The 18,242-nt window shown below is 39.5% G+C and carries 13 protein-coding genes and 1 pseudogene; 12 read left to right on the forward strand and 2 right to left on the reverse strand.

The annotated features are described in order from the left end of the window. Positions 1–113: 113 nt before the first annotated feature. The 8 genes from H9655_RS17565 to H9655_RS17600 all read left to right on the forward strand — a co-directional run bounded on the left by H9655_RS17565 (position 114) and on the right by H9655_RS17600 (position 11,125). The gene (locus H9655_RS17565; RefSeq protein ID WP_191816458.1) at positions 114–1,856 is read left to right on the forward strand and encodes an adenine deaminase C-terminal domain-containing protein; all 1,743 of its coding nucleotides are present in this window, start codon (positions 114–116) and stop codon (positions 1,854–1,856) included. A 41-nt stretch (positions 1,857–1,897) separates the two neighbouring features. Then, the gene (locus tag H9655_RS17570; protein WP_191816460.1) at positions 1,898–2,947 is read left to right on the forward strand and encodes a DUF3048 domain-containing protein; all 1,050 of its coding nucleotides are present in this window, start codon (positions 1,898–1,900) and stop codon (positions 2,945–2,947) included. A gap of 23 nt (positions 2,948–2,970) precedes the next feature. Further along, on the forward strand, positions 2,971–3,282 hold the full coding sequence (locus tag H9655_RS17575) for a YerC/YecD family TrpR-related protein (RefSeq protein ID WP_191816462.1): 312 nt from the start codon (positions 2,971–2,973) through the stop codon (positions 3,280–3,282). Between the two features lie 890 nt (positions 3,283–4,172). Next, positions 4,173–4,859 carry a heptaprenylglyceryl phosphate synthase gene (locus tag H9655_RS17580; RefSeq protein ID WP_191816464.1) on the forward strand — a complete coding sequence of 229 codons (687 nt, stop codon included), beginning with the start codon at positions 4,173–4,175 and terminating at the stop codon, positions 4,857–4,859. Between the two features lie 72 nt (positions 4,860–4,931). Then, entirely contained in the window at positions 4,932–7,160 is a 2,229-nt protein-coding gene (gene pcrA / locus H9655_RS17585; protein ID WP_191816466.1) for a DNA helicase PcrA, read from the forward strand. Positions 7,161–7,178: 18 nt separating this feature from the next. After that, positions 7,179–9,185 carry an NAD-dependent DNA ligase LigA gene (ligA, locus tag H9655_RS17590; protein WP_191816468.1) on the forward strand — a complete coding sequence of 669 codons (2,007 nt, stop codon included), beginning with the start codon at positions 7,179–7,181 and terminating at the stop codon, positions 9,183–9,185. 12 nt (positions 9,186–9,197) lie between these two features. Next, positions 9,198–10,373 carry a CamS family sex pheromone protein gene (locus H9655_RS17595; protein ID WP_191816470.1) on the forward strand — a complete coding sequence of 392 codons (1,176 nt, stop codon included), beginning with the start codon at positions 9,198–9,200 and terminating at the stop codon, positions 10,371–10,373. A 284-nt stretch (positions 10,374–10,657) separates the two neighbouring features. Next, positions 10,658–11,125, forward strand: a complete 468-nt coding sequence (locus H9655_RS17600; RefSeq protein ID WP_191816474.1) for an SRPBCC domain-containing protein — start codon at positions 10,658–10,660, stop codon at positions 11,123–11,125. 93 nt (positions 11,126–11,218) lie between these two features. Here the strand turns inward: H9655_RS17600 and H9655_RS17605 are convergent. Next, positions 11,219–11,401, reverse strand: a pseudogene (locus H9655_RS17605) (CatA-like O-acetyltransferase); the annotation flags it as partial. Between the two features lie 134 nt (positions 11,402–11,535). Beyond that, positions 11,536–12,243 carry a class I SAM-dependent methyltransferase gene (locus H9655_RS17610; protein ID WP_318245513.1) on the reverse strand — a complete coding sequence of 236 codons (708 nt, stop codon included), beginning with the start codon at positions 12,241–12,243 and terminating at the stop codon, positions 11,536–11,538. A gap of 161 nt (positions 12,244–12,404) precedes the next feature. Between H9655_RS17610 and H9655_RS17615 the strand changes: the two genes are divergently transcribed. From H9655_RS17615 to H9655_RS17630, 4 genes are all read left to right on the forward strand, one after another. Then, on the forward strand, positions 12,405–12,635 hold the full coding sequence (locus H9655_RS17615; RefSeq protein WP_191816481.1) for a heterocycloanthracin/sonorensin family bacteriocin: 231 nt from the start codon (positions 12,405–12,407) through the stop codon (positions 12,633–12,635). 178 nt (positions 12,636–12,813) lie between these two features. After that, the gene (locus tag H9655_RS17620) at positions 12,814–14,721 is read left to right on the forward strand and encodes a putative thiazole-containing bacteriocin maturation protein (protein WP_191816483.1); all 1,908 of its coding nucleotides are present in this window, start codon (positions 12,814–12,816) and stop codon (positions 14,719–14,721) included. Then, positions 14,721–16,649 carry a TOMM precursor leader peptide-binding protein gene (locus H9655_RS17625; RefSeq protein ID WP_191816485.1) on the forward strand — a complete coding sequence of 643 codons (1,929 nt, stop codon included), beginning with the start codon at positions 14,721–14,723 and terminating at the stop codon, positions 16,647–16,649. Before H9655_RS17620 ends, H9655_RS17625 begins: the two co-directional genes overlap by 1 nt. Before the next feature lie 24 nt (positions 16,650–16,673). After that, positions 16,674–18,185 (forward strand): SagB family peptide dehydrogenase, encoded by a 1,512-nt coding sequence (locus H9655_RS17630; RefSeq protein ID WP_191816487.1) that lies wholly within the window; start codon positions 16,674–16,676, stop codon positions 18,183–18,185. Positions 18,186–18,242: the final 57 nt, after the last annotated feature.

Consider the following 18,242-nt stretch of genomic DNA (forward strand, 5'->3'; position numbering starts at 1 on the left):
ACTGCGTTAAAAAGTTATATATGTTATGATAATAGGCAACAAATGAATGCTGCTTCATTATCGTAAACGAAAAAAAATAGATAATTGTAGTTACCATAAAAGGAGGAAACAGAGTGCTAGAACAGCGATACCGTTGGAAAAACAAACATCTACGTGAACATGTATCTGTTCTAGATGGGCGTATTGCGCCAACGATGTTACTGAAAAATGCTCGTTACTTAAATCAAGCAATTAAAAAATGGGTACATGCGAATATTTGGATTCTCGGTGATCGTATTGTTTATATCGGTGAAAAGCTTCCTGACAAGTTAGATGGCTGCGAAATTGTTGATTGTAATGGTTTGACACTTGTTCCAGGATATATTGAACCACATGCACATCCATTTCAGTTATATAATCCCCTTTCTTTTGCTCGTTATGCAGCGCAATTTGGCACAACCACTTTGATTAATGATAATATGGTGCTAGCATTACAATTAGAGAAAAAGAAAGCGTTTTCATTCTTAAAAGAAATGAGAAATATCCCTTCAACGATGTATTGGTGGTGCCGTTTTGATGCACAAACGGAAATACAAAATGAAGAAACAACATTTTCACATGGTAATATTAAATCTTGGTTAGAGCATGATGCGGTATTGCAAGGTGGGGAATTAACTGGCTGGCCGAAGCTACTTGATGGTGATGATTTGATGCTTCATTGGATGCAAGAAGCGAAAAGAATGAGGAAGCAGATTGAAGGTCACTTTCCTGGAGCGTCAGAAAAGACTTTAGCGAAGTTAATGCTGCTCGGAGCTGATTGCGACCATGAAGCAATTAGCGGACAAGAGATTATGAATCGTCTTATGCAAGGATATACTGTATCGTTGCGTTATTCATCTATTCGACCTGATTTACCGCAATTATTAGATGAAATGCATGAATTGGGCATTGATCATTATGAATCATTTATTTTTACCACAGATGGCTCTTCTTCATCCTTTTCCGATCAAGGGATTATTGATCAGATGATTCGGATTGCCCTTGAAAAAGGGGTGCCGGTAATTGATGCGTATAATATGGGTACAATTAATGTAGCTAAATATTATAACATTCAACATCTGCATGGAAATATCGCAACAGGTAGAGTGGCGAATATCAATTTTCTAGAGAATGAAAGTAACCCAACACCTGTTAGTGTGTTAGCAAAAGGGAAATGGATAAGAAAAGATGGTGAAAATACATCATTTGAAGATAATATGCCGTGGGAAGAGTATGGATTTGAACCGCTAGAAATGAACTGGGAGCTTACTTCTCATGACATGCAATTTTCGATGCCATTCGGTATTAAAATGGAGAGTGCTGTTATTACAAAGCCTTACTCACTAGCCATTGATATTTCCGGTGATGAGCTAAGTAGGGAGCATGACGAATGTTTCTTCATGTTAATTGACCGTAAAGGAAAGTGGCGTGTGAATACGGTCATTAAAGGATTTGCCAATGAGTTAGACGGTTTAGCAAGTTCATATTCTAATACCGGTGATATTATATTAATCGGGAAGAGCAAGAAAGATATGATGAATGCCTTTAATCATATGAAAGAAATTGGTGGGGGAATCGTTATTTCTGAACAAGGGAGAATTGTTACAGAAATTCCACTTACATTAAAGGGGATCATGTCGAATAAACGAGTGGAAGATTTGATTGAAGAAGAAAGAACCTTATTAGCTTATTTGCGAGAAAGAGGCTATCGCTTTGCCGACCCAATTTATACATTATTATTTTTTTCCTCGACTCATCTCCCATATATCAGGGTTACACAGCGAGGAATGTATGATGTCATGAATAAAACTGTACTCTTTCCAACTATGATGCGTTAAAATGTAAAAGAGGGTAATCATATAGTGATAAGGGGTGCATCATGCTGAACAAATGGATGACTACGTCTCTCGTAGCAATGCTTTTGGTAACAGGATGCAGCAAGAATGAAACAGTTGAGGATCCAGCAAACGAAGAGTTAAATGGTATGGACAATCAAGGTGAAGAAAATATTGATACGCCTGAAGAAAAGGTAGTTTATCCCCTCACAGGCTTAGCTCAAGAGGGGAATGGGAATCAGCGTGCTATAGCAGTTATGATTAACAATCATCCAAAAGCAAGGCCACAATCAGGGTTGACTCAAGCGGATATTGTTTATGAATTACTGGCTGAAGGTGAAGTCACGCGATTCCTGGCTATTTTTCAAAGTGAACAACCGGATAGAGTAGGGCCCGTGCGTAGTGCCAGAGAATATTATATTGAACTGGCAAAAGGGTTCAATAGTCTTTACATCGCTCATGGAAATAGTCCAGAGGCAAAGAAGATGCTTGCTGAAGAATATGTGGATCATTTGAATGGCTTATATTATGAGGGTACACTTTTTGAACGTGTGAGTGATCGCGAGGCACCTCATAATTCATACATTTCTTTTGCACATATTGAACAAGGGGCTAAAGAAAAGAATTATGAGCTTGAAGGGGCACCAGCTGCTTTTGCACATTTAACGGACGAAGAAGCGGATAAACTTAGTGGCTCTATGGCTAAAGAGATTGCAGTAAGTTATGGAAAAGATGAACGTTTTGATGTCACATATGATTATGATGAAACAACCAAAGCATACAAACGATCTTCAGATGGTGAATGGACAACAGACTATGACACAGGGGACCCTGTGTTATTAAGCAATATTTTAATTATAGAAGCGAAGCATACAGTGATAGATGGAGAAGGCCGACGTGAGATTGATTTGACTTCAGGGGGTAAAGGGTATCTTATTCAAAGAGGTATGATGTCTGAAGTGAGCTGGGTGAATAAAGAAGGAAGAATTTATCCAGTAATCGATGGAAAAGAGCAACCACTTGCACCGGGGAAAACATGGGTGAATGTTATTCCACAAGAGCCAGGAATCGATCAGTCGGTAACAATTAACTAAAAAATGAAAAAGGGGTAAACAATATGCAAATTAATAAACTAAGAGGACAAGAATTAGACCAATTATTTCAGGCGGTATTATCATTAAATGATTTAGACGAATGTTATCGATTTTTTGATGACTTATGTACAGTGAACGAGATTCAATCATTAGCGCAAAGACTAGAAGTGGCACGTATGCTTAGAGAAGGAAAAACGTATCATAAGATTGAAACTGAAACAGGTGCAAGCACCGCAACAATCTCGCGTGTGAAACGTTGCTTAAACTACGGAAACGATGCCTACGAGATGGCATTAGAAAGAATTAAAGAAGAAGAAACAACAGAAAAACAATAAAAAATCCAGCGATGAAAACGACCGAACCGAGGGAATCAGCACCCGCGGTTTTTTTGTTTTGGAACGGAAATCAGGAACTAGTAGAAAAAGCGATTGGAGTAGGTGAGAAACGCGTTAGAGACTAGGATTCAAGGTGAAATCTGGTTGGATTAGAACAGAACCGCGTCAGAAACTAGGATCTAAGAGGAAATTTGATTGGATTAGGAGAGAACCGCGTCAGAAACTAGGATCTAAGAGGAAATTTGATTGGATTAGGAGAGAAACGAGTCAGAAACTAGGACCCAAAAGGAAATTTGGTTGGATTAGGAGAGAAACGAGTCAGAAATTCGGATCCAAGAGGAAACCTGGTTGGATAAGAGGAGAACCGCGTCAGAAACTCGGGCCCAAAAGGAAATTTGGTTGGATTAGAGAAGAAACGAGTCAGAAACTCGGACCCAAAAGGAAATTTGGTTGGATTAGGAGAGAACCGCGTCAGAAACTCGGACCCAAAAGGAAATTTGATTGAATTAGGAGAGAACCGCGTCAAAAACTAGGACCTAAGAGGAAATTTGGTTGGATTAGGAGAGAACCGCGTCAGAAATTCGGATCTAAGAGGAAATTTGGTTGGATAAGAGGAGAACAGCCTCAGAAACTTGGATCCAACAGGAAACCTGATTGGATTAGGAGAGAAACACGTCAGAAAACAGACCCCAAGAGAAAATCTGATTAGCCAAAACAGACATTGCATCGGAATCCGAAAGAATCATATCATTTACATGCTGAATCGCCATGTCACAATGATGTCAATTTAGCCAAATAAATCCATCGCTTATTCTTTAGCGGTTTTCTTTTTGATTCGATGGACAAATGATATAATGATTGAATGGAAAGATAGAATGGAGGAACTATGTATGTATGATGTTCGCGCGTGGCACCATGCGTTTAAGCTTGACCCTAATAAATATATATCTGATGAAGATTTAGAGAAAGTGTGCGAGTCTGGTACGGACGCGATTATTATTGGGGGGACAGATGGCATTACGCTTGAGCGGGTGCTTGATCTGATGGGGCGTGTTCGTAGATATACAGTTCCATGTGTGTTAGAGGTTTCTACAATTGATTCAATTACACCTGGGTATGATTTGTTTTTTATCCCGACTGTCTTAAATAGTAAAGATCCCACATGGATTAATGGAATGCACCATCATGCAGTCAAGGAATTTGGCGAGATCATGAATTGGGACGAAATTCTTATGCAAGGATATTGCGTGTTAAATGAAGATTGTAAAGTTGCTCAATTAACAAGTGCGCATACGGATTTAACGATAGAAGACGTCAAAGCGTACGCATTAATGGCAGAAAAAATGTTTCATTTGCCGATTTTTTATCTCGAGTATAGCGGTACATACGGCAATGTAGAAATAGTGAAAGAAGTAAGTCAAACCTTGGATGAGACGATGTTATTTTATGGTGGCGGGATTACGACTGTGGAACAAGCAAGAGAAATGGGCGCGTATGCTGATGTAGTTGTCGTTGGAAATATCGTCTATGATGATATCAAAATGGCGTTAAAAACAGTAGAAGCGGTGAAACAATAAATCTTGAATAACCAAATCAATCAAGTTAGACTAAAAACAGAACAAATGTTTGTATGGTGGTGAAGAAAAGGAATGCAATATTTATCTGATAAATTATTAAATGGTTTGAATAAGGAGCAGCAACAGGCTGTAAAGGCAACAGATGGTCCTTTACTTATTATGGCTGGAGCAGGAAGTGGGAAGACGCGTGTACTTACCCATCGCATTGCTTATTTAATGGTAGAAAAAGGCGTGAATCCATATAATATTTTAGCGATCACGTTTACGAATAAGGCAGCAAGAGAAATGAGAGATCGTATTCGTGCGATGATGGGCGGTGTGGCTGAAGAGATTTGGATTTCTACTTTTCACTCGATGTGTGTGAGAATTTTACGTCGTGATATCGACCGAATTGGATTCAATCGTAACTTCACAATATTAGATGCTACTGATCAGCAATCTGTTATTAAGAGTATTTTGAAAGAGCGGAATCTAGATCCGAAAAAATTTGATCCTAGAGCGATTTTAGGGACGATTAGTTCTGCAAAAAATGAACTCATTGAACCAGAGGAATTCGCCAAGTCTGCCGGTGATTATTTTTCCCAAGTGACAAGTGATGTGTATACAGATTATCAAAAACGTCTGCGAAAGAATCACGCATTAGACTTTGATGATCTTATTATGAAGACGATTCAATTGTTTAATCGTGTCCCTGAGGTATTGGAGTACTATCAACGTAAATTCCAGTATATCCATGTGGATGAATATCAAGATACGAATAGAGCGCAATACATGCTAGTGAAATTATTGGCGAATCGTTTCAAAAATATATGTGTGGTTGGAGACTCCGATCAATCTATTTATAGATGGCGCGGCGCAGATATTGCCAATATCTTATCTTTTGAAAAAGATTATGCCCAAGCACAAGTCATTTTGTTAGAACAAAATTATCGCTCTACGCAAAGAATTTTAAATGCAGCTAATGGCGTCATTGATAAGAACATGAATAGAAAAGCGAAAAACTTATGGACCGAGAATCCTGAAGGAAATAAAATTCAGTATTACCGTGCCGACAGTGAGCAAGGCGAAGGTCAATTTGTCGTAAGTAAAATTAAAGAGTTGGCGCAGAGTCAGAATCGCAAGCTTGCTGATTTTGCTATTCTTTACCGCACAAATGCCCAGTCCCGTGTGATGGAGGAAATGCTATTAAAGTCGAATATTGAATATGCGATTGTCGGCGGGATTAAGTTCTATGATCGTAAAGAAATAAAAGATGTATTGGCTTATTTACGCTTAATTGCCAATCCTGATGATGATATTAGTCTACAACGAGTGATTAATGTGCCGAAGAGAGGGATTGGTTCTGGATCAGTTGATAAAATAGCTAATTTTGCAGCCATGCATGATATGACAATGTTTGAAGCGCTAGAATCTATTGAATTAATTGGTTTAAGCCCAAAAATTACGAAATCGGCTATAGAGTTTCGTGATTTAGTAAAGAACTATACACAAATGCAAGAATACTTATCTGTGACAGAATTGGTTGAGGAGCTTTTGGACAAGTCAGGTTATCGTGACATGTTAAAAGCGGAGAAATCGATCGAGTCTCAAAGTCGTTTGGAAAACTTAGATGAGTTTCTATCTGTAACGAAGAATTTTGAAGATGCGTCAGAAGATAAAACACTTGTTGCCTTCTTAACAGATTTGGCACTTGTTGCTGATATTGATAAGTTGGATGATGACGGCGAGAAAGCCGATGCAGTTGTGTTAATGACGCTTCACTCTGCAAAGGGATTAGAGTTCCCAGTTGTCTTTTTAATGGGTATGGAGGAAGGTGTATTCCCTCATAGCCGTTCGTTAATGGAAGAAGCAGAAATGGAAGAAGAACGTCGACTGGCTTATGTAGGAATTACGAGAGCAGAAGAACAGTTATTCATAACAAATGCACAAATGCGTACACTATTTGGCCGTACAAATATGAACCCACCGTCTAGGTTTATTCAGGAAATTCCGGCTGATTTAATAGAAGGATTAGAGCCAAAAGCCAAACCTCTTAGTCGAAGTCAGTCCGCGTTTAATGGTTCATCAGGAAATCGAATGCAACCTGCTCGTAAAGCGGTTGTGCGCCCAGCTGTACAAAATACTGGCGGTAGCAGTATGGATTGGAAAGTTGGAGATAAAGCTGTGCATGGTAAATGGGGTACAGGAACAGTTGTAAGTGTTAAAGGTGAAGGTGATGGAATAGAGCTTGATATTGCTTTTCCAAAGCCAGTAGGTATTAAACGATTACTTGCTAAATTTGCCCCGATTTCGAAAGGTTAAAGGAAAGGGTTGAACGTCTTGGAGGAAAAGAAGGTAGAACAAAGGGTCAAGGATTTGCAAAATCTCCTTAATCAATATAATTACGAATATCATGTACTTGATCAGCCATCTGTACCTGATGCAGAATATGACCAGCTTCTTCATGAGTTAATTGCACTTGAGGAGCAACATCCAGAGTTGAAAACAGAAGATTCACCTACGCATCGGGTTGGTGGGCAAGTATTAGATATGTTTGAAAAAGTTGAACATCGAACGCCGATGCTCAGTTTAGCCAATGCATTTAATGAGCAAGACTTAAGGGATTTTGACCGTCGTGTCCGCCAAGCTGTGGGAGAGCATTTCTCATATGTCTGTGAGTTAAAGATTGACGGATTGGCTGTTTCTCTTCGCTATGAAAATGGATTGTTTGCCATCGGAGCAACGCGTGGAGATGGTTCCATTGGTGAAAACATTACCGTTAACCTTCGCACCATTCGTTCTATTCCTCTGCGTGTAAAGGAAACGGTAACCTTTGAAGTGCGCGGAGAGGCGTTCATGCCAAGGAAATCGTTCTTAAGTTTAAATAAAGGAAAAGAAGAACGAGGTGAAGAACCATTTGCGAATCCTCGTAATGCTGCCGCTGGTTCACTTAGACAATTAGATCCGAAAATTGCTGCATCAAGAAATTTAGATATTTTTGTTTATGCTATGGCTGATGAGGGGAAAACGGGGATTCGTTCTCATAGTGAAGGGCTGGATTTTCTTGATTCCCAAGGATTTAAAACGAACAAAGAGCGCCAGAGGTGTAAAAATATAGATGAGGTCATCCAATATATCGAGAAATGGACAGAAAACCGACCAGACTTATCGTATGATATTGATGGAATCGTAATCAAAGTCGATTCATATGACCAACAAGATGAACTTGGGACAACAGCAAAGAGTCCAAGATGGGCGATTGCTTATAAGTTTCCCGCGGAAGAGGTAGTCACACAGTTAAAAGATATTGAATTAAGTATCGGCCGCACCGGTGTGGTAACGCCAACAGCATTACTTGAACCTGTTCGAGTGGCTGGTACTACCGTGCAACGTGCCTCCCTTCATAATGAAGATCTTATTCGTGAGAAGGACATTAAGCTAGGTGATTTCGTTGTGATTAAGAAAGCAGGCGATATCATCCCTGAAGTTGTCAATGTATTACCTGAAAGAAGAACGGGAGAAGAAGTTGATTTTCATATGCCAACTCATTGCCCGGCATGTGAAAGTGAACTTGTACGTTTAGAGGAAGAGGTCGCACTTCGTTGTATTAATCCGAAATGTCCTGCGCAGATAAGAGAGGGACTTATTCATTTTGTCTCACGAAATGCCATGAATATCGATGGTCTAGGGGAAAAAGTAATTAGCCAATTATTTGCAGAAAAGTTAATTGAAGATGTGGCAGATATTTATCATCTTACGTATGAACAGCTTATTCAATTAGAGAGAATGGGCGAAAAATCTGTTAACAATTTGTTAAAGGCGATTGAAGTCTCTAAGGGAAATTCTTTAGAAAAATTATTATTTGGGTTAGGGATCCGTCATGTGGGGGCAAAAGCGGCAAAAACGCTTGCGCAAACATTTGGAGAGATGGGTAAAATCCAGCAGGCAACTATGGATGATTTTATTAGCATTAATGAAATAGGCGATAAAATGGCTGATGCACTCGTCACATATTTTGAACAGGAAGAAGTTACATCTCTTATTCAAGAGTTACAAGATGTTGGCGTGAATTTGACTTATAAGGGACCAAAACCTGTCAATATAGAGGAATCTGATTCTATATTTGCTGGGAAAACCATTGTGTTAACGGGTAAATTAGAACAGCTTGCTAGAAATGAAGCCAAGGAAAAAATCGAAGCTTTAGGAGGCAAGGTTTCTGGCAGTGTGAGTAAAAAAACAGATCTAGTTATTGCCGGAGAAGACGCAGGCTCAAAATTAACCAAAGCGCAGGAATTAGGCATTACGATTTGGGACGAGGAAAAATTGATTGAGGAATTAAATTCGTAAGAGGTGAAAATCGTGAAAAAACTCATGGCAGTGTCGCTGTCATTCGTTCTTTTACTCGCGGGTTGTGCACCTAGTTTTAACCAGCAAGAAGAGGTTGTGCAAAATGAAAATGAGAGTAGCGAAGAAGAACAGGCGATCATACCAAACTTTAAAATATCCGATTCGTACTATCGGACAATCCTACCTTTTAAGCCAAGTGAGTCACGCGGTTTAGTCGTTAATAATGTAAATACAAAATATGATATAAATGAATTTGAGACAGGTTTAATGAGAGTTGCGCAGAACCATTTTGATACAGAAAAGTTCTTCTTCCAAGAAGGACAATACCTAGATAAAGCAACGATTTCCTCATGGTTAAGTCGCCAATATACGAAAGAACAATTAAAAGAAAAAGACATGACGGAAAAAGAGAATCTCGGTCTAAATCCCGTAGATGATGGAAAAGGGACAAAAGAAGAAAGAAATGCCCGTGCACCTCTTTACTTAGCTCATATTTTAGAACATAACTATCTTGTAAAAGATGGTGATAATAAAGTGAAACTTGGCGGTGTTGTCATTGGTTTGGCGCTTAATTCCGTCCATTATTATCAAAAAGAAGCATACGGTGCCACATTTGAAGAAGATATTTCTCATAGTAAAGTAGAAGCAGAAGGCAAAAAGATGGCTGAAGAAATTATAAAGAGATTAAGACAACAAGAAGGCCTTGAGAATGTACCTATTACCATTGCGCTATTTGAACAATCGGAAAGAACTTCTGTCGTCCCAGGGAACTTCTTCGCCTATGCGCATGCCGGTGAGGGAAGTAACCAGCTAAGTGGTTGGGAAGATGTAAAGGAAAACTATATTTTATTCCCATCTAATACAGCCGAAGAGAAGTATCGAGAAGACTATACGAATTTCTTGAATTTTAAGCAAGATGTTGAAAAATATTTCCCTAATTTTAACGGCGTCATTGGAAAAGGTTTCTATATTGGTGATCAATTGCAGCAGCTAAATATAGATATACCTATACAGTTTTACGGTAAGTCAGAAAGTGTCGGATTCACCCAATATGTAACCAGCAAAGTCGTTAGCATGTTTCCAGAATACATCTCTGTCCAAGTAAATGTCACGTCAGTCAACGGACCAGAATCATTAATCGTCCGTAACGCAAACGAAGCTGAACCATTTGTTCATATTTATCAATAATACCGAAAACGCCGCTACTTAATGCGGCGTTTTTTATTTTGGGATAGGATTCAATGTGTTTTAACAGAGTACGCTAAAGATAGCGGGTTTAGGTAATATTCTGACACGGGTGATTGAGCCCTTGCACTGCACATCCCCCATGAATTGGTCCAGCCAAGACGAAAGCAAGGGTCAGCTTAGCTGAAGAAGGAGTAACCTATGATTCTGTGGAAGAAATAGTAGAATGAACTAAGAGTTTATAACAAAAGTAGAAACTTTGATTATAGACCAAAGGAGGTTTTGTTATGGAAAATAGAACAGATACAGCGTCAAGAGTGATCATGGCAGAATCACACACGATATATGAAGCATTTCTCCATCCGAAAGCTTTAGTTTCATGGCTCCCACCTAAAGGAATGTCAGGTTATGTTGAAGATTTTGATCCGCGTGAAGAGGGGACTTACAAAATGACACTCTTCTATGAAGGAAACCAACCCTCATATGGAAAAACTACTGAGAACAGTGATGTGTATCAAGGGAAATTTTTAGAATTAGTTCCTGATAAAAAGATAATACAACTAGTAATATTTGACTCAGAATCCCCCGAATTCACTGGTGATATGAAACAGACATGGCTATTTGAACCCCTTGCAAAAGGAACAAGAGTCACCGTTAAATGTGAAAATGTCCCTAAAGGAATAAGCAAGGAAGATCATGACATTGGTTTACAATCAACATTGGAAAATCTAGCGCTATTTGTGGAATCATTTTAAGTATTTGCGTGTGCCCTTTACTTAAAAAGTACCGACTAAATTTAGTCGGCATGTCATTTCTCAATATTTATGGTTTCTAATAAGACGGACTGAAATGTATCTATAAAAAAGAGCGATGGGATATCCGTCGCAAACAACATGATGAACCTGTAAAGAAAGAGGTAAATAAATATTACCAATCTTATTGAAAAAATTTACCCATATAAGTATTAGTAAAAGATATCCAGTGAAAGCAGTCCATGGAATCATAGATAGATTTAAGGCATTTTTACGTACCTAACGTATGTAATATGCTTTAAGCACATCTATGCCCTTACTTGAAAAAGGGAGACAGCCACCCGTTGGAGCTTCTAGCTTTAAGAATGGTGAACCAACAAGATCATGTTTGTCACGGGTGGATCTATTATTTGCTATTTTCCACATACAAATATCCGGTAGCCTAATAGCTCATTATATTTCATTAATAGGTTAAAATGTTCGGTCATTACAGTATAAAGTTCTGGTTCAATCTGTTTTGAGTAAAGAAAATCAGGATTGGGGTTGTATTGGAGCATCGATTGATTTTGACCACTTATGCGTATGTTCGTAAATCCTGCTTCTTCAAATAAACGGAGCCAATCGGCTTCTGTGAGAACAGAATTGATCCCATAAAATCGGTTTATTTCCTCTGCTATCGATGGAGGGAGTGGGACATTGGCAGTAAACTCATTAGAAATGAAGCGACCACCATTTTTTAATAAGCGAAAAATCTCTTTGAGCGCTTTTGGTTGATTGACAAAAGTAAGGACTGATTCGCACATAATGAAATCAAATTTCTCATCTTCAAGTGGGAGTGCTTCGATAGAACCTTGGAAAATACGTACGGGCAGTTTAGCTTTCTTCATTCTATGAGTTGCTTTTTCCACCATAATCGGGTTAATATCAACCCCTGTTACGTTTGCTCCTGATTTAGCAGCCAAAAAGGCGGCTGTTTGACCGGTTCCGCAGCCTACATCTAAAATTTGTGACGTAGCGTCTAATTCTTCATTCATAAGAAGTGCCCTTGTTAGTTCAAAACCACCTGGGTGCGCCCCTCCAACACCAAACTTTGATAAGAAATCTAAATAAATAGGAACCACCTCCTTTTGTATTTCTATAAGGTATGAAAAACCCAATTTAATGTTCTTTGCCAAATGGGCTTTTACATCAGTAACAACTACCTAAAAGCATCATACGTTGTTACAGAGGGCAGGCTTGAGACGCTCTTTATACGTACTAAACCTAAAAAGGGGAAGAAAAGATGCAAAATTTTCAAAACGAACTTCAATCACTTGGAATGGATCAATATCAGGTGGGGGATTTAACACCTATACAATATCAAGCACCAGTTCCAGTTCAATTTAACGATATGCGTCGCTGTGGCGGCTGTGGTGGTTGTGGCGGTTGTGGTGGTTTTCGCTGTGGTGGTTGTGGCGGTTTTAGATGTGCAGGCTGTTTCGGTTGTTTTGGTTGCTTCGGGTTCTTTATTTAAAAAGTATCTGTGTAAGTTATCTTCGTTCCTTCGCTACAAAATCAATAATGACGCGTGTGTATACTCCCTACAAGTCCCTTTTATTAGGGGCTTCCTTTTCATTATTCATAATGGACAAATACAAATACATAAATTATAAGGAATATTTAATGAATGCTTAGTACGAAGGAGGGGCTACATGACAAAATTGAACGCAACCTCACGTCTCAAAGTGAAGAATGATACATTTTATCTACCAGACCCTAAGGGAGGCGTCTATTTTAGGAATAATGCCAGTTCATTTTGGATGGAAGGAGGCACTATTTATCAATGGATTGAAAAGCTAATACCCATGTTTAATGGAGAACATACGTTGGCAGAACTAACTGCGGGGTTGACAACTCCCTATCGTAACAGAGTATATGAAATTGGCGAGGCTTTACTTACAAAAGGCTACGTTCGAGATACTAGTCAAGATCAACCACACCAATTAACCGCAGATGTTCTAGAAAAGTATGCTTCTCAGGTTGAATTCATTGAGAGTTTTGTTGATTCAGGTGCTTATCGTTTTCAGATGTATCGCCAAGCAAAGGTATTAGTGATTGGATCTGGTTCTTTATTCGTTTCACTGACATCTTGTTTGTTGGAATCAGGGCTACCAACCTTTCACATGATGGTGACAGAAGCAGCACAAACAAACTATGGACGGATTAATGAAATAGTGAATCATGCCAAAAAGGACGATCCCACCGTAAGGGTGACGGAAATTCCTTATGGTAAGAACTTAGCTTTTTGGAGAGAAGTCGTACAATCATTTGATTGGATATTATATGTTTCCCCTAATGGAGATATAGACGAAGTGAAGGAGATTAATCAGGTTTGTAAAGAAGAAAAGAAGAACTTTCTTCCTGCCTTATATCTAAAGCAGGTGGGAATGGCAGGGCCTATAGTGAATCCAGAAACAGAGGGATGCTGGGAATCTGCATGGCGTCGAATGCATGAGACAATATTGCAAAAAGAACGAAAGCAACAGCCTTACTCTTCGACCGCAGGTGCTTTATTGGCGAATATTATTGTTTTTGAGTTTTTTAAGCAGATGACAGGAGCATTTGATACGAAAGAAAACAAACAATTTTATTTGCTAGATCTTGAAAGTTTGCAAGGTGAATGGATTTCGTACTATTCACATCCATTAGTTGAAAACCCTACCTTTAAACCTGAACTTGTCGATGATGTAAACAACCGACTTCAGAGGGAGAATACGGAACAGCCAAAAGCAAACAAACTCTTAGAATATTTGAGTTTATTAACGGCTGAAGAAACGGGGATTCTTCATATTTGGGGGGAAGAGGATTTAACACAGCTTCCGCTTTCACAATGTTATGTTCAGGCAGTGAACCCCTTAGCAGAAGGACCTGCGACTCTGTTGGAAAAGGCTTTATGCTCGGGTCTAACACATGAAGAAGCAAGAAGGGAAGCAGGCCTCACTGGGCTTGAGATGTATGTTTCAAAAATGGTGAAGGGAAGAATGAGTGAATTTATGGGCATTGGTGCTGGTGAATCCCTTGCAGAAGCGGTTTGCCGTGGACTACAAGTGTATTTGGAAGAGGAAAGGAGAAGTCTTCCTGTTGATCAGCAATCGCTGTTACCTGTGAATCTTGAAAAGATAGAAGATCGCGCTTGTCGATATTATTTACAATCACTGACAACCTTAAATGGTCCACCCACTATCAGTATGGGAAATCAAATACTAGGCTTTCCAGTTATATGTATAGAGTCAAATGGGGTTTGTTACATTAGTTCTGGTTTAAATATAACACTGGCACTACGTCATGCGTTGCAAAAAGCATTATTGAATGTGCAAAATGAACCAACAACAATCAGTGAAGGGGAAATGAACGCCAATGATTATATAAGAGGGAAAGAAGGAAAATTAGACATTCCTTCATGTGAGCTTATGACAAAAAAGGAGTTATTACAATCTGCAATTTATAAATTAAACGAGAATCATAAAGAGATCGTTGTTTACGATCTTTCTTTTGAACCATTTTTAAGAAGAGAGTTAGCTGGGGTTTATGGCGTACAGATATGTGAGGAGGTACGTTAATGATTGTCATCGTCGGTAATGGTGAACTGGCCGATTTTGTCTATAGGCAATTGTCTAGCAATTATACAGTCAGACGGCAAGATCTATTAACGGATTTCCCTGAAGATACAACATTGGCGCTCGTATTGCATGATAATTGGCAGCCCTCTGTTCATCAACAAGCAGAAGAAAAATTCAGAAAGGAAAATATCCCTTGGCTTCGTGGCTTTGTTTCTTTTGGTGAAGGCATTATTGGTCCATTGGTACAACCGGGAAAACGGGGGTGTTCTCGTTGTGCCGACGTAAGGCGCATCATAGCAGGTACAGATTCTAAAGAAATGTGGGGGTTTTATTACAAACTATCAGGAGAGAGTAGCCCGCAAGACGCATGGGCATCACGAACGGGTCTTTGGCAAATGACCACTTTACTGTGTACAGAAGTGGATTATATTCTTCAAGGGGAGCCCAATCATTTAGAAAATCAACTGTTCATTACAAATCTTAAAACGTTCATGCATTCATCTCATCATTTCTCCTTTGATCCAATGTGCCCATTATGTGGGGACATTCCAGAAGATACAGCGAAATTAGCGGAAATTAAGTTGCAATCTAGTCCGAAAATTCAAGGTGCTGGCTATCGCTGTCGATCCATTGAAGAATTAGAAACCGTGCTTTTAAGAGATTATTACGATCATCGGACAGGTGTAATCAACGGGAAAATACAGGATTGGACACTTCCTTTTGCTGATGTTCTTATGAATATGCCCCTGTTTGGTGCTAGCGAGGGAGTGGCTGGAAGATCTAACTCTTATCAAATGAGTGAGTTAACCGCCATTTTAGAAGGATTAGAACGGTATTGCGGTATCGAGCCTAAGGGAAAAAGAAAGGGTGTACGAGAAAGTTATCAAGATGTCATGGATCAAGCTTTAAACCCTGCAACTGTTGGTTTACATGCACTGGAACATTACGAGAAGCCCGATTTTCCGTATCAACCATTCGAGCCTAATAAACCAATGAATTGGGTTTGGGGTTATTCATTTTTACAAGAACGATCTATTCTCGTCCCAGAATTACTTGCTTATTACAGTTTAGGTTGTGGGGAAGGCTTTGTTTATGAGACCTCAAATGGATGTGCCATCGGGGGTAGCCTAGAGGAAGCTATTTTTCATGGAGTAATGGAAGTCGTTGAGAGAGATTCATTTTTACTCACTTGGTATGCGAAACTTCCATTGCCACGTCTTGATTTAAGTTCTGCCGATGACAAGGAATTGCAGTTGATGGTTGACCGGGTACGTGAGGTGGCAGGGTACGATCTCCATTTTTACAATTCGACGATGGAACATGGGATCCCGAGCGTGTGGGCCGTAGCAAAAAATAGAAAAGAAACAGGAGTAAATATTATTTGTGCTGCTGGAGCTCATATGGATCCAGTAAGAGCTGTCAAAAGTGCCATCTATGAGCTTGCGGGCATGATGTTTGTTCATGATGAGAAATTAGCAGCAAACAGGCAGAAATACGAGGAGATGCTTAAAGATCCGTATAAAGTAAGAACGATGGAAGATCATGGCATGTTGTATGGTCTACCCGAGGCAGAAGAATACCTAGCGTTTATTCTGAAGGATCAGGGGCCATTACGTACATTTGCTGAAGAATTCAAGCAACCACCAGTATACAACGATTTGAAAGATGATCTTCAAGAAGTTCTTCAGACATTCCGTAAAAATAATCTTGAAGTCATCGTTGTTGACCAAACAACGCCAATTATTCAAGAGAATGGATTGTACTGTGTGAAGGTCATTATTCCTGGCATGTTGCCGATGACATTTGGACATCATCTGACACGGGTGAAAGGACTGGATAGAGTACTAGAGGTACCAAGTCAGTTAGGGTATAGGCAGAAGAAATTAGCGTATGAAGAGCTTAACCCACTTCCACACCCATTTCCGTAATGGAAGGATAGGAGGATGAAAGAGTTGGAGTTAGATACATTCATACACAATCTCCACTTTGATACAGAGAAGCTCGCTCCACCCGATTGGCAAGTCGATTGGGAAGGCGCCCCCCTTCCGTATAAATTGTACCGTGGGTTACCAGCTATTCCACTGGACGCTAATGTACCTTCAACCCTTCATCATGATCTATTGCCAACGTTAAAGGAGATTGGGCATTTTTTATGGTATACCTATGGAATCACTCAATATGTCCGGCTCCCTCATGGCACTCAATCATTGCGGAGATTTGTTCCCTCCGGTGGCGCACTTTATCCGAATGAAATATATGTATATATGAAACTCGAAGATGCCAAAACAGGCATCTATCATTATGATGTGGCTCATCACCGCCTCATTTTGTTGCGAGAGGGAAATTTTGATGCATTCGTTTCTAAAAGTTTAGGCACAGTGATTGAAGATTGTTTTTGCACTGTTTTTATTACAGCTTTCTTTTGGAAAAATTTTTATAAATACAATCATTTTTCCTATCGATTACAGGGACTAGATACAGGGGTACTCATTGGACAATTATTAGAAGTAGCATCTCAATTAAATTATAAGACGAAGGTATGTTATCAATTTCTAGACCGAGCAATGAATCATTTACTAGGTTTATCTGAGGAAGACGAAAGTGTGTACGCAGTTATTCCGATATCAACTGAAGCCATTGTCCAAACGATTAAAGAAAATGTGTCCTCTCATACATTGTGCGCAGAAATAGCGCAATTAGATCAGTTGCCTCATAATCTGTCAAAGACCATGGACTATCCGTTACTCAGAAAGCTCAATGAAGCGGCCATGTTTGAATCAACAAAGTCTTTTAGAAAGGTAAAGAGCGATGGTGAGACCTTCACTTCTGGTACTGAAATAACCTTGCCTCATACACAAAACTTTTCATATGAATTCTCATCGATTTGTAAGAAGCGGTATTCTCCAGACGCAGATTTTATCATGGAGAAAATAAGGAAGACGACTCTAGCAACCTTGTTAAAAGAGACATGTTCATTCTCTTATCATCACGACCTTGATGATACAGATGGCCATGTTACTGCACGCTTAGCTTTTTACGGTAGCTTCTATAATGTGGAGGGTATAGCGAATGGGGCTTATGCTTATGACAATGAAAATCATGTGCTTCGTCTAATTAAAGAAGGGGATTATCGCCCGTTATTACAATCGGGTTTAGTTATGCCTAATGTTAATTTGTATCAAGTGCCGCTTTGTATGCATGTAGTAGGAGATCAAAGCCATTACAGAGAGTCATTAGGTTACCGAGGATACCGTATTCAACAGATGGAAGCAGGCATACTCACACAACGACTCCTCTTGCATGCGTCTGCTTTAGATTTGGGAGGGCATCCACTGCTGGGCTATTCTGCCAGTCAATGCGACCAACTCTATGAACTCGCTTCTAAAGGGAAAACGAGCTTAATTCAACTCCCGATTGGCAAGCACCGTCCTCGTGCTTGGTTGAAAGGAGGATTAAGAAGCTGAGTGTTATGTTGATGTCGTTCTATCATTAAGAGTGTAGTACCCGGTCATGAAAACAAG

It is taken from the genome of Cytobacillus stercorigallinarum (genome assembly GCF_014836495.1).
Lineage (GTDB): Bacteria > Bacillota > Bacilli > Bacillales > Cytobacillaceae > Cytobacillus > Cytobacillus stercorigallinarum.

Excerpts from the sequence above, each read along its gene's own strand:
- H9655_RS17615 (WP_191816481.1), top strand. The coding sequence starts at position 12,405 with ATGCAAAATTTTCAAAACGAACTTCAATCACTTGGAATGGATCAATAT.
- H9655_RS17600 (WP_191816474.1), top strand. The coding sequence starts at position 10,658 with ATGGAAAATAGAACAGATACAGCGTCAAGAGTGATCATGGCAGAATCA.
- pcrA (WP_191816466.1), top strand. The coding sequence starts at position 4,932 with ATGCAATATTTATCTGATAAATTATTAAATGGTTTGAATAAGGAGCAG.
- H9655_RS17580 (WP_191816464.1), top strand. The coding sequence starts at position 4,173 with ATGTATGATGTTCGCGCGTGGCACCATGCGTTTAAGCTTGACCCTAAT.
- H9655_RS17625 (WP_191816485.1), top strand. The coding sequence starts at position 14,721 with ATGATTGTCATCGTCGGTAATGGTGAACTGGCCGATTTTGTCTATAGG.
- H9655_RS17620 (WP_191816483.1), top strand. The coding sequence starts at position 12,814 with ATGACAAAATTGAACGCAACCTCACGTCTCAAAGTGAAGAATGATACA.
- H9655_RS17570 (WP_191816460.1), top strand. The coding sequence starts at position 1,898 with ATGCTGAACAAATGGATGACTACGTCTCTCGTAGCAATGCTTTTGGTA.
- H9655_RS17575 (WP_191816462.1), top strand. The coding sequence starts at position 2,971 with ATGCAAATTAATAAACTAAGAGGACAAGAATTAGACCAATTATTTCAG.